This window comes from Rhodoluna sp. (assembly GCF_044239955.1).
In the GTDB taxonomy this organism is placed as follows: domain Bacteria; phylum Actinomycetota; class Actinomycetes; order Actinomycetales; family Microbacteriaceae; genus Rhodoluna.
The window spans coordinates 1-12,259 of sequence record NZ_JBIIAL010000019.1 but is presented as its reverse complement, the minus strand read 5'-3'; the positions used below and the strand labels follow the sequence as shown (position 1 = coordinate 12,259).

Sequence of the window (12,259 nt, the reverse complement as noted above, 5' to 3'; positions counted from 1 at the left end):
AACAAATCTCTAAGGTCAATCAGGTGACCGCCTGGACGAACTCCCTCATCCTCATCAACCGCCACGCTAAAGGCCCCCAGAACAAAGTTCACTCCCGAAGAGATTGCCTTTCGGATGTTGCTTACGGCCTTGTCTGTTGCCAAGTAAAGATTCGGGGCAATTACTAGCTTGTACTTACTCAGATCTTGTTCGGGGTGAGCAAAATCAACCGAGTAGCCGAGTTCAAAAAAGTGTCGGTAGTAATCAAGCAAGAAAGTCCGCTGGCGAAGCAGTGTCGAAGGCCTCGAGTCAAGCTCAAGAGCCCACCAGCTGTTCCAATCCAATAGCAGGGCAATTTCTGAGCTGGTGGTTGATCCAACCAAAGGAGTTAGCTTCTTTAGCTGGTTACCTAGTTCGCGAACTTCATTCCAAACCCTCGTATCAGTTCCAGAATGAGGGACCATACCCGAGTGCCACTTTTCCGCGCCGCGAAGCGATGCTCGCCACTGAAAGTGAAGTACGCCATCGGCACCGTGTGCAATCTGCTGTATTGACCAGCGACTGTAAGAACCATTGACCTTGGGGCCATTTACTGCTCGCCAGTTTATGGCGGATGGAGCTTGCTCCATCAGAAGCCAGGGCTTGCCAAGTTTTAGCGAGCGCATCAGATCGGCACCCAGAGAGCTTTCAATTTGGTGGTCTGGGTCTGATGGATCTGGATACCAGTCGTCGCTAATTACATCTATCGACTGCGCCCACTTCCAATAGTCGGCGTGTGGGAACAATCGCATGAAGTTTGTGGTGATTGGAATATCTTTAGCTACCTTTGATCGAATGATCTCATGCTCTTTTTGGTAGAGCGCTAGCATGGCATCGCTTGAGAACCTCTTGAAATCAAGTTGCTGCGAAGGATTCGGAAAATAAGCAGTTGTTCGTGGCGGCATTACCTGCTCCCAGGAAGAGTACTGTTGCGACCAGAAGCGAGTACCCCAGCGATCATTGAGAGTCTCAAGATTTTTGTACTTTTTTAATAGCCACTGCCTGAAAGCCACTTCGCTTTGTAGCGAGTAGCAGTAAGGAGTGTGGGCACCGTATTCATTTCCCACATGCCACATCACAACCGCTTTGTGGTCTTTGTATCTCTCGACCATTTTTTGAACTAGTAACTGAGATTTTTCTTGAAAGACTTTCGAAGAAGGTGAGTAGTGCTGCCTGGCTCCCCAGGCCAGAGTCATCCCGTCGGCAGTCACGGCGTTGGTGTCTGGGTAGTTCAGGCTTAGCCAAGGCGGCGGCGAAGCGGTCGCGGTTGCCAAATCAACGTGAACTCCAGCCTCAAGGCACAAATCCAGCAATTTATCGAGCCAGGCAAAGTTCCAAGTGTCTTCATCTGGCTGAATGATGGCCCAAGAAAATACACCTATTGTTACTAGGTTGACCCCGGCCTCTTTCATTAGCTCTAGATCTTCAATCCAGGTGGCCTCTGGCCACTGTTCTGGGTTCCAATCGCCGCCGAAGGCGATCTCGCTCAATCTAGGAATAACGGGCTGGTTTAGGGTTGGGTCCTGGCTCATCCTCAAACTCTAATTGAGTTACTTACCCATTTTGAGGCTGTATAGAGGTATCAATTCCAGCAATGGACTAAATCTGTGGCCCAAGCAGCGCCTTTGATCCCCAGCTAGCTCAAGGCACCCGCTTATCCACTGGGAAGTGTGCCCTAGGTAGGAAAATAAAGAGAATGTAACGGAAAAATAACGGTGAATCTAACGATTTTCGCTAACATTCCGAAACTTGGCTACCCCAATTGGGGGCTAAACAATAATTGAGGCTGAAGGGGACCTCCAAGGAAGAAGTTTTCGAAGGGGGCTCATCAGCCGCTCTTTCTATCGAAAAGCGGATCCACTAATAGGAGGAAATGAATGCGCAAGACAACAAAAGTTGTTGCAATCGGCCTCGGATTGACCATGATTCTGACTGGATGTGCTCCTGCATCTCCGGACGGTTCTGGTTCAACTGAAGCTGTTAGCTTGACATGGATGACACGTCCAGACAACCAAGCAGAGGCTGACGTCTATGCCTCGATTTCAGATGACATCACAGCAAAAGGTATTGGTCTAGACCTTACTTACGTTGCTGGAACTTCTGAAGGATCGCCTTACCAGGACAAGCTAAAGGTTGACATCGCAGCTGGTACAGCACCAGATGTGTTCTGGCTACCTGGAACTGACATCGCAGACTTCGCTAAGGCTGGTCTGATCCTGAACATTCGCGAAGAAGCAGCAAAGACTGAGCACAGCGATGCTGATTTCTATGCTGGCCCAATGGCATCATTGACAGTTGACCCGGCAACCGGAGCAACTTCACCTGATTACCTATGGGGTGTACCTCGCGACGTTTCAACATTCGCACTGTACATGAACCTAGACCTAATTCAGGCCGCTGGCGTTGACGACCCACGTGAGCTAGCAGCTGCTGGCGAGTGGGACTGGGACGCATTTGAGGCTACCTCAAAGGCAATTACTGACCTAGGCGACGGAAACAAAGGTTTCGGAGCCGGCGGTTGGTGGGCTAACTGGGGTTACTTCGTTCACTCTGCTGGTGGAGGCTTCTTCAACGAAGACCGCACCGCATGTGCACTAGATAGCGACGAGTCAGTTGCTGGTCTTGAGTACCTAAAGGGTCTATACGACAATGGCTACGGAGTACCATTCGGTGAAGATGCTGAGCCTGGTTTCAAAGCCGGTCAAGTAGGTATGTTCATCAACGGTCGCTGGGCAACACCTGGCGCTCGCGAGATCACTGATTTCGCTTGGGACGTTGTTGAACTTCCAACCGGTGCTGTTGAAGGAAGAAACTGGCAGTTCTGGGGCGCTTACGTTGTAAACGCTAACACCGCGAACCCAGAAGCTGCTTGGAAGCTAGTCCAGGAACTAACTAGCGCCGATGTTCAGGGTCAGATCTCTGAGCTTGGAGCTAACATTCCTTCCCGCGTTTCAGCAGATGCAACTGAGAAATTCCTAACCTTTAGCCCTCCAGCTAACAACCAGGCATTCCTTAACGGCATCGCAAACAACCCAGTTGCAGAAGGTCCACTATGGAACGGTAACTGGCCAGCATTCGACGTTGCTGCCGGAAACGGAGTAACAGCACTGTTCACGGGTGACCGTACCCTGGAAGACTTCCAGGCAAACATCTGTACCGAAACTGCAGGCGCTTTTAACTAAGGCAGGCAATTAGGTATCGTTAGGTAATGCATACGCCCAGGCAGAATCTGTCTGGGCGTATGCATTACACAAATGGAGCATCGTGAAAAACTTAGAGATTGTCTTAGAGCGCATTCGAAAGAATGATTGGCTCTCAAGAACCATTGACAAAGTGGCTGTCAGTTACGTTTGGATCTGGCAGATTTTTCTATCTGTCGCTTTTTTGGCCGCAGGTCTTTCTATTCTCGGATTGCAGCAGGATCTGGGCTGGATTGCGCTTCCGGCATTTGCAGGCCTTGTTGTCTTAATCTTTTTGCAGGCGGTATCTGCCCTCCTTCTTCGTAAGGGCAACTACCGAGGTCGCAGCATCGCAATCATCGGCAATGTGATTGCGATAGCGCTGTTCTCATTCATGGCATTCCAGATCTCAAACATGATTTCACTGTTTGACATCATGAGCCAATCTTTCTTTAACTCATTTTTTGGCTTGTTGGTGCTTTTAAGCGGTATCGCCTGGTGGGTAGTGGCAGTCAGGGTAATTCGAAGATTAGATCCTGAGGATCTGTCAACTTCAAATAAGGCTGACAGAAGTTTTCAAATCAAAGTTATCTACTTTTTCAAGAGGGTTGGTCAAGTACTTACCGTTGTGGGCTCGATTTTATTTTTGGTGCAATTCAATCCCTTTTGGATAATTGGCATTGCATTTTCCTCGCTGTTTTTCCCAAACCCACTGGCTATCCTGTGCGTGGGATTAGCATTTTTCGCATCAATTCAACTGCGGGCATTGTTATCCCCAAGTGTTTCATTGAAACTCAATGCCACCCAGTCAGAAGACGAGCGACTTGCTGGTTGGCTATTTGTATCTCCTAGCATCATCGGTTTCCTAGCTTTCCTAGCTGGACCTTTGGCTTATTCGTTTGTTATGTCCTTTTTCAAGTGGGATGGAATAAATACCCCGACGTTTATCGGGCTCAAAAATTACACGGACACCCTGGGCCTTGAGTTTGCAGCATCCCGTGAGTCACTTTCGACCGGGTACTTTCAGATTGCTGAGCTCTTTGGAATGTCCGTAGGCGCGATAGATCCTTTGTTTTGGAAGGCCATTACTAACATCATGATCTTCCTTCTCACCGCCGTGCCTCTATCGGTGGTGATTGCGCTTATTCTTGCGACGCTTATTGAGCAGAGACTTCCAGGATCCAAAGTATTCCGCGCAGTATTTTTCATCCCAAGCGTTGCCGGCGTCATTGGTGTCACATTGATTTGGAAGCAGATGCTCAACTCCTCGGTGGGTTTCATCAACTACGCAGCAGGAGAGATGTTAGCCATCTTCAACTTCTTTTTGCCCGGCGATCCGTTCCCAACCAGAGTTGAGATTGCCTGGCTTTCGTCTGAGCAATTTGCTCTAGCGGCAGTGGTCATAGTTTTTGTCTGGTCACAGTTTGGCTTCAACACGGTTTTGTATATCGCCGGTCTACAGTCGGTGTCTAAGGAGCTTTATGAGGCGGCAGAGCTAGATGGTGCCACTTCTTTCCAACGTTTTTGGAATGTGACTATCCCTGCGTTGAGGCCAACAACATTCTTCATTACTGCTACAACCGTGATCCTGGCGCTTCAATTGTTCGACATCGTATTTGCACTGAACTCACCAAACGTAGTTGGCTTCCCTAACAACGCGACCCTTACTCCGGTGGTTTACCTGTATCAACTAGGTTTCCAGCAGAACAGCTTTGGAAAGGCTAGTGCTGTGGCTTGGATTCTATTTGCAATCATCTTTGTTTTCACCTTGCTGCAGTTCAATAGGCAGCGCCAGCAAGCGGAGGGCAACTGATGAGCACAAACAACAGCATGGCCAAATCACTTGGTAGCAAGCTACTCACCTACACAATTCTTACTGTCACAGGAATCATCATTTTGATTCCTTTCCTGCTAGCGGTAAGCGGATCTATCAAGACGGTTTCGGATGTTTACACATACCCACCAAGATTCTTGCCCTACGCATCGGATACCGCCGTTATCAATGACGTTGAATACCCGTTGTTTATGGTTCCTGTTTCAGAAACTGAAACTCGTGAACTTGCCAGAATCGAGCAGGGTTTGACAGTTCGCCTGTGGACTCCAATTGCCGGAGGTGAATCTTTCCTCGCACCCAAGGACCAATTCACTGAAACCGAAGAGTTCGTCACAATCAACGGAGAAGAGCTAGCTATCTTTACCGATGAGTCGGGAAACTCATTTGCGGAAGCGGGAAGCGCGATTGTCGGTGTCTACGCAGACCCAGCTGACCCAACAGGCACAAAGGTTTACTATCCGAGTGCTGACCTCGAGCCAGTTGAGGCAGTGAAAGCAGAGCTTGGAAACTTCGGTGAAGTAGTTGAACTCAACGGCTTCGGTCGGGCCTTGTCTAATACTGTCTTGGTTACCATTTTGGTGGTTGCCGGCCAGCTCTTTACAAGCATCCTCGGCGGTTACGCCTTTTCAAGACTTAGGTTTAAGGGCCGGGACAAATTGTTCCTAATTTGGCTAGGTTCCATAATGGTGCCGTTCGTTGTGATTTTGATTCCTCTCTTCCAACTAATTGTTGGCATCAATTGGGTGAACAACTTAGGTGCATTGATTCTTCCATTTATATTTAGCGCTTACGGAACTTTCCTAATGAGGCAGTTTTTCATTTCGATTCCTTTTGAGTTGGAAGAAGCTGCCCGAATTGATGGCGCTAGTCGCTGGACAATTCTGTGGAAGATATTTGTGCCGCTATCGATTCCTGCAATTGCGACGCTCACCACATTTGCTTTCTTGTATGCGTGGAACTCATTTATCTGGCCACTGATTGTTATCAATACTGGAAACGAGTCAGCAACAGTGCTCGCACCTGTTCTTTCCGTGTTGGGTGGACGAGGAGCGGACGCGCCAAACTTGGTACTGGCCGGAGTAATCCTGGCAATCTTGCCGCCGATTTTGGTTTTCTTGTTTGCTCAAAGAGCTTTCGTAGAAAACGCGCAAAGTTCTGGACTAAAGGGCTAGAAGTTAGCCTTCTCCTTGGTGGGCCCAGCCTCTGGAAATGTTCACTGCACGTTTCCAGTTGACATACTGCCACTGATCAAACGCAACAGGTGAGAAGGTTCGGTCGAGTTCAAAGATGCTTTTTAGCTCGGCTCTTGTGGACCAGATTCCGCTTCCAATGCCAGCGAGAAAAGCTGCACCCAATCCTGTGGACTCAAGATTTTTACCCCTGATAACTGGGATGCCAAGAGTGTTGGCCTGAAGCTGCATCAATAGATCGTTAGAAGCTGCTCCACCATCAACGTGTAGAGCCGTTAGGGCATTCTGGGTGTCTTGCGAAATTGCGTCCACCACATCTCTAACCTGGAAGGCAACGGCCTCCAAAGTTGCTCTGGCGATGTGAGCTTTGGTTGTTCCTCGGGTTAGCCCGAAAATTGTTCCTCTGGCGTAGGGATCCCAATAGGGAGCTCCGAGGCCAGTCAGTGCTGGGACAAAGACAACACCATTACTGTCTTTTACGCTCAGGGCAAGAGATTCGACCTCAGGTGCGGTTTCAATGATTTCCAGGCCATCACGTAGCCACTGGACTGCCGCTCCTGCAATAAACACCGAACCCTCGAGGGCATAAAAAGTCTTTCCAGTGGGTTCTTTCCAGGCAATCGTTGTTAGAAGCCCTCTCGAGCTTGTTACTCGATTAGCGCCAGTATTGCTCAAGATGAAAGCGCCAGTTCCGTAGGTGCACTTATTTTCTCCAACTTCGAAGGCAGCTTGACCAAAGAGGGCTGCTTGCTGGTCACCCGCGACTCCAGTAATCGGAATCGAAAGACCAAGAAAGCTAGCTGGGTCACTCTTGGCAAGTTTGCCATAGCTGGACACTACTTCAGGCAGCGCGCTTCGAGGGACCTTGAACATCTCCAGCAACTGCTCATCCCACTCACCGGTGTCGATGTTTAGAAGTTGGGTTCTGGAGGCGTTTGAGGCATCGGTGATGTGAAACTGGCCACCAGAGATTCTTGCAATTAGATAGGAGTCGACGGTTCCGATCAGAACTTGTCCTGACTTGACTGCTTCCCAGATCTCAGGTTCTTTCTGAGCAAGCCACAAAAACTTGGTGCTGGAAAAGTACGGGTCTAAGCCGAGCCCTGTTTTCTCAATAACACTAGCTTCGACCCCAGAGTTTCGTAGTTCAACCACCAGGTTGGAGGTCCTTCGATCCTGCCAAACAATGGCGCGTCTAGCCGGCTTCAGAGTGTCTTTATCCCATAGCACCACGGTCTCACGCTGATTGGTAATTCCAATGGCCGTTGGAGCATCTGTTGAACCCGAAAGGGCTGCTGCTGTGGCGCTGAGAGTGGCTTGCCAAATCTCTTCGGGATCATGCTCGACCCAACCCGACTTAGGAAAGTGTTGGTTAAATTCCTGATAACCCCGAGACAAGATTGCTCCGGAAGTAGACACTACTAAGACGGTGATACCGGTAGTACCTGCATCGATAGAGAGAATGGACATAAATTACAGATTAGCAAAGCTAAGAAAGGGGTTACCTGTTCGTTATAAAACTCGTTGCCGAAACGTTACTGCATAATCGAATAGTTGTAACTTGAGGCTCATACCCTAAACACATGCCCGAAAACACCTCCTCAACAGACTATGACGTTGTCATAATCGGCGGGGGAATTAACGGTGCGGTATCTGCCGCTGCACTGTCAGCCAGAGGACTAAAGGTCTTCCTTGCCGATGAACGAGATTTTGGTGGGCTCACGAGCAGCCAATCAAGCAACCTAATCTGGGGAGGTATCAAATACCTCCAAAGCTATGAATTTGGTCTGGTGTTCAAGCTAAGTAGGGCACGGGCAAGACTCATGAGGAACTACCCAACCAAGATTATCAATATGGGATTCTTTGCAGCCCTGGGACCCAATGCACCTTTCGGTCAGCTACTTGGCCGATTCGGAACACTTTTTTACTGGGCTATCGGATTGTTCTCGACGCCCATGCCGGCTCTGTTTGGAAAAGCAAAACTGAAGATGGTTGAACCCACTGTTTACGCCGAAAACGTGAGGGGAGCGGTTGAGTACTTTGATGGCGTAATGCCTGACAACGACTCCAGGTTTGTTTGGGATTTCGTATCTAGAGCGCGCGAGCTTGGTGCAACGGTGAAAAACTACCACCGCGTGCAAGACATAACTAAGGTTTCTGAAGGCTTCAAGGTTGGGATCAAGAACCAAATCTCTGGTGAGCAATTGGATGTGCGGGCAAAAGTTATTGTGAACGCGGCCGGCCCATTTGCCAAGGAATCAAATGACCTGGTTGGCAGCAGAACCAAGAAAGATCTAGTTTTTTCAAAAGGTATCCATCTCGTGGTTCGAAAGCTCACCTCAGACAAGCGCGTACTTACTTTTTGGGACGAGCAGGGAAGAATCTTTTATGTGATCCCGATGCACGATCGAAGTGTAATCGGAACTACGGATACAAGGGTATTAGATCCTCTTGAGGAAGTTACAGAGCAGGATCGTGAATTTGTTTTGAGGCAAATTAACCTATCCATGACACTTGATCAACCCCTAACAGTTGCTGACATCATCTCGGAACGATGCGGAGTAAGAGCTTTAGTTGTGGATCGAAACAAGGACAACTCCAAATCTGATTGGCATAAGTTATCCCGCAAGCACAGCGTTGAAACTGACCCCCAGGGAGTTATCTCAATTCTTGGTGGAAAATTCACTGACTGCATCAATGTGGGCGAGGAAATCGTACACAAGGTCAGAAAATTCATTCCAGTTGGAGCGGCGTCAGCACCATGGTTTGGGGAAGAAGGATCGAAGGCGAAGACAGCTTTTGATTTATACGTCAAGAATCTAATTTCCAAAGGTGCAATCACGGCGCAAGTTGCAAATCAATTGTGGCGCCGTCACGGCTCGAGGGCGCTAGAGATTGCCGAGCTGCTAGAAAGCCAACCAGAAGCCCGGGAGCTAGTGTTTGAGGGCCTAGCTATAACCTTCGGCGAGCTAGCAGTGATTGCTGAGAATGAGGAGGTCAAGACTGCTGAGGACCTTCTAAGGCGACGGCTCCCGATTGCTATGGCAAGGAGCAAGCAGGAAATCAAGGACAACCAAAAACTACAGTCCTTCTTGAAAGATCGCCAGCTGAGTTAGAAGCGATCCGGCTAGGTGAAGTGGGGCTGATCTAGAGGGCTCTTACTTTTCTTGTCAGGCCACTCAACAATAAGCATCGCTACCACGATCAAAACTCCACCAATTATTGTTCGCGCTGACAACACTTCTTGCCCAACGGCAACTGCAATAGCCGCCGCAAAGACAATCTCCCCAGTCAAGATGATTGCGACCCTGGAAGGGTCCATGATTGATTGCGCCCAAGTCTGAATCAAAAAGGCCATGGCAGTTGCGAACACTGCTGTGAATACAACAGTTCCCCAAACAAAAGCATTGGGTGGTGGCTGGTACCCGTCTGGCACAGCACCCATCCAGCAAACAACCGACCCTGCACCCAATTGAATAACCGTGAGAGGGTAAATGTCTTTGGCGTTACTCCAGAAGCTAAGGCCGATGATGTGACCTGCAAAAAGCAGCGCGCAAGCAATTAGCCAGACCTGACCTGGATCAAATGAGATTCCGTTGAAAGAAATGAAAAGTAAAGCCGTTAGCGCCAGCGTGGTGCCAACAATTACCTTCTTCTCTACTTTTTTCTTGAAAACAAACCAGAAAAGAAGTGGTGTGAAGACGACATACAGGCCAGTCAAGAACCCAGTGATGGCGGCGGTTGTTAGATCTAGGCCGATTGTTTGGGTGATGTAGGCAAGACCGAGCATGACGCCAAGAACGGAACCTCTAAACAGGTTCTGTTTGGTGATTGAGGCTAGAACTTGAGGGCGTATAGCAATCATGACCAAAGTGGCAAGGGTGAAGCGAGTGGCCAAAAAGTCAAATACTGGTTGCTGTGAGATGGCGTCCTTCATCAGGACAAACCCAGCGCCCCAGACAACAGCCACGAAAACCAGTGCGATTACTCCCCAGGACTTTAGCTTCATAGTCCTCAAAGTTTATCCAAGTTGCTTGGCGGGGCTGAAGCCGCCAGCGATCAAGGAATCTGGGCCAAATGTACAAAAAGAGTTTCCCGTTCGTTCACCTTCAGGACAACCCCTGTTTGGGGGGTCGAGTTAACTTGGTGTCTGTCAACCCGACATCTTATGAAAGGTACTACATGTCACGATTAATCAAACTGGCAGCTATTGCTGGAGCTAGCGCTCTAGTTTTGAGTGGCTGTGCAGCTGCATCAAACGAAGAAACCGCTACAGAATCAACTCTAAGCGGCACCATCAGCGGCTCAGGTGCTTCTTCAATGGGTAGCGGCCAAGAAGCTTGGATCGCAGAATTTCAAATCGCTAACCCTGGAGTTACCATCAACTACGATCCTTCTGGTTCTGGAGCTGGACGCGAAGCGTTCACCGCCGGAGGAGTTGTATTTGCTGGAACTGACTCTTACTGGAAGGACGAGGAGCTTGCTCTAGAGTTCGCTGCTTGTGCTCCTGGAACCAAGCCTTGGGAATTCCCAGTTTGGATTTCTCCAATTGCAGTTATCTTCAACTTGGACGGTGTTTCAAGCCTTGACCTAGACGCAGCTACTGTAGCTGGAATCTTCGCTGGCGAGATCACAATGTGGAACGACGATGCAATTGCATCTCAGAACCCAGACGTTGAACTTCCAGAGTTGGCCATCACTGCAGTTCACCGTTCCGACGATTCTGGAACCACCAAGAACTTCACTGACTACCTAAGCAAGACCGCTGAAACCATTTGGACAGTCGGAGCAATTGAGACCTGGCCAACCGAGTACGGTGGCGAGGGCGCAAAGGGAACTTCCGGTGTTGTTGACGCTGTAACCGCAGGTAACGGAACAATCGGTTACGCAGATGCTTCTAAGGCAGGAGACCTAGGAACTGTTGCGATCAAGGTTGGAGACGGCTATGTTTCCTACAGTGCAGAAGCAGCTTCAAAGGTTATCGAAGCTTCATCTCCAGTTGAAGGCAGAGAGTCTTACGACTTGGCTTACAAGATTGCACGTGACACTACTGAGGCCGGGGTTTACCCGATCGTTCTAGTGTCCTACCTAACTGGTTGCAACGAGTACCTAGATGCAGAAGCCGCCACACTAGTGAAGGCATATGCTTCATACATCATCTCTGAGCAGGGCCAGGCTACCGCGGCATCTGCCGGAGGTACAGCACCGATTAGTGCCAGCTTGCGCGAGAAGGCACAAGCAATTATCGACGCTATCAAGTAGTAATAGAATCAACTCGAAGCCCGGCCCAGCCTTACGGCTGAGCCGGGCTTTGAGCAAAAATCAGTCTTGAATCACCTATTTGCCGAGGAGAATGATGTCATCACAAGCTCCAGTTGTGAAGCGTCGTATTGGTGACCTTGTCTTTTCTAATCTTGCATTAGGCTCCGGAGTTGCAATCCTGGTGATCCTTGCCGCGGTTGCTATTTTCTTGTTTGCTGAATCAGTACCCGCTTTCTTGAGTGAGCAAGATGCTTCCCCAGATGGATTCTTTGCCTATGTTGCACCATTTCTATTTGGAACAGTTTTGGCCTCAATCATCGCTCTCCTAATCGCAACCCCACTGGCTATTGGAATTGCTTTATACATTTCACACTTTGCCCCTAGGCGCGTTTCTCAGATCCTCGGTTACTCCATTGACTTACTAGCAGCTATACCATCCGTTGTTTACGGGTTATGGGGAATGCTTGTCCTAGCCCCATTTCTAAACCCCGGCTATCTCTGGCTAAGTGAGAACTTTGGCTGGATTCCGTTTTTTGAAGGACCCGTTTCAGCAACCGGCAGAACGATGATGACTGTTGGAATCGTGCTAGCAATCATGATCTTGCCCATCATGGCTGCATTGATTCGAGAGATTTTCTTGCAGACACCTAGGCTCCACGAGGAAGCAGCATTGGCTCTTGGCGCTACTCGCTGGGAAGTTATAAAGATGGCTGTACTACCGTTTGGAAAAGCAGGAATAATCTCTTCAGCAATGCTTGGTCTCGGAAGAGCCCTAG

The 12,259-nt window shown here is 49.1% G+C and carries 9 protein-coding genes; 6 read left to right on the top strand and 3 right to left on the bottom strand.

Annotated features, from left to right (window positions below; translation table 11 throughout):
• Nucleotides 1-1,550, bottom strand: a 1,550-nt coding sequence (locus AC9UFE_RS05750) for a beta-galactosidase (RefSeq protein WP_509546749.1), incomplete at its 3' end; no start/stop codon positions are given.
• 345 nt (nucleotides 1,551-1,895) lie between these two features.
• On the opposite strand from AC9UFE_RS05750, the gene AC9UFE_RS05745 reads away from it, so the two are divergent.
• From AC9UFE_RS05745 to AC9UFE_RS05735, 3 genes are all read left to right on the top strand, one after another.
• Complete coding sequence (locus tag AC9UFE_RS05745) at nucleotides 1,896-3,200, top strand: ABC transporter substrate-binding protein (protein WP_509546746.1); 1,305 nt, start codon at nucleotides 1,896-1,898, stop codon at nucleotides 3,198-3,200.
• Nucleotides 3,201-3,282: 82 nt separating this feature from the next.
• Complete coding sequence (locus AC9UFE_RS05740) at nucleotides 3,283-5,010, top strand: carbohydrate ABC transporter permease (RefSeq protein ID WP_509546743.1); 1,728 nt, start codon at nucleotides 3,283-3,285, stop codon at nucleotides 5,008-5,010.
• Nucleotides 5,010-6,203 (top strand): carbohydrate ABC transporter permease, encoded by a 1,194-nt coding sequence (locus AC9UFE_RS05735; RefSeq protein ID WP_509546740.1) that lies wholly within the window; start codon nucleotides 5,010-5,012, stop codon nucleotides 6,201-6,203. Before AC9UFE_RS05740 ends, AC9UFE_RS05735 begins: the two co-directional genes overlap by 1 nt.
• Before the next feature lie 3 nt (nucleotides 6,204-6,206).
• On the opposite strand, the gene glpK is transcribed toward AC9UFE_RS05735, so the two are convergent.
• Nucleotides 6,207-7,691, bottom strand: coding sequence for a glycerol kinase GlpK (gene glpK, locus AC9UFE_RS05730; RefSeq protein WP_509546737.1), 1,485 nt, complete (start codon nucleotides 7,689-7,691; stop codon nucleotides 6,207-6,209).
• Nucleotides 7,692-7,804: 113 nt separating this feature from the next.
• Between glpK and AC9UFE_RS05725 the strand changes: the two genes are divergently transcribed.
• Nucleotides 7,805-9,337 (top strand): glycerol-3-phosphate dehydrogenase/oxidase, encoded by a 1,533-nt coding sequence (locus tag AC9UFE_RS05725; RefSeq protein WP_509546734.1) that lies wholly within the window; start codon nucleotides 7,805-7,807, stop codon nucleotides 9,335-9,337.
• An 11-nt stretch (nucleotides 9,338-9,348) separates the two neighbouring features.
• Here the strand turns inward: AC9UFE_RS05725 and AC9UFE_RS05720 are convergent, their stop codons facing one another.
• On the bottom strand, nucleotides 9,349-10,230 hold the full coding sequence (locus AC9UFE_RS05720; protein WP_509546731.1) for a DMT family transporter: 882 nt from the start codon (nucleotides 10,228-10,230) through the stop codon (nucleotides 9,349-9,351).
• A gap of 173 nt (nucleotides 10,231-10,403) precedes the next feature.
• Here AC9UFE_RS05720 and AC9UFE_RS05715 point away from each other — a divergent pair, with 173 nt between their 5' ends.
• Both AC9UFE_RS05715 and pstC read left to right on the top strand, forming a co-directional pair.
• Nucleotides 10,404-11,483 carry a phosphate ABC transporter substrate-binding protein PstS gene (locus AC9UFE_RS05715; RefSeq protein WP_509546729.1) on the top strand — a complete coding sequence of 360 codons (1,080 nt, stop codon included), beginning with the start codon at nucleotides 10,404-10,406 and terminating at the stop codon, nucleotides 11,481-11,483.
• 91 nt (nucleotides 11,484-11,574) lie between these two features.
• The coding region (gene pstC, locus AC9UFE_RS05710; RefSeq protein ID WP_509546726.1) for a phosphate ABC transporter permease subunit PstC at nucleotides 11,575-12,259 on the top strand (685 nt) is incomplete at its 3' end.

Bases quoted from the DNA above. Each gene is read 5' to 3' on its own strand.
- AC9UFE_RS05745 (WP_509546746.1), top strand. From the start codon at position 1,896: ATGCGCAAGACAACAAAAGTTGTTGCAATCGGCCTCGGATTGACCATG.
- AC9UFE_RS05735 (WP_509546740.1), top strand. From the start codon at position 5,010: ATGAGCACAAACAACAGCATGGCCAAATCACTTGGTAGCAAGCTACTC.
- AC9UFE_RS05715 (WP_509546729.1), top strand. From the start codon at position 10,404: ATGTCACGATTAATCAAACTGGCAGCTATTGCTGGAGCTAGCGCTCTA.
- glpK (WP_509546737.1), bottom strand. From the start codon at position 7,691: ATGTCCATTCTCTCTATCGATGCAGGTACTACCGGTATCACCGTCTTA.
- AC9UFE_RS05725 (WP_509546734.1), top strand. From the start codon at position 7,805: ATGCCCGAAAACACCTCCTCAACAGACTATGACGTTGTCATAATCGGC.
- AC9UFE_RS05720 (WP_509546731.1), bottom strand. From the start codon at position 10,230: ATGAAGCTAAAGTCCTGGGGAGTAATCGCACTGGTTTTCGTGGCTGTT.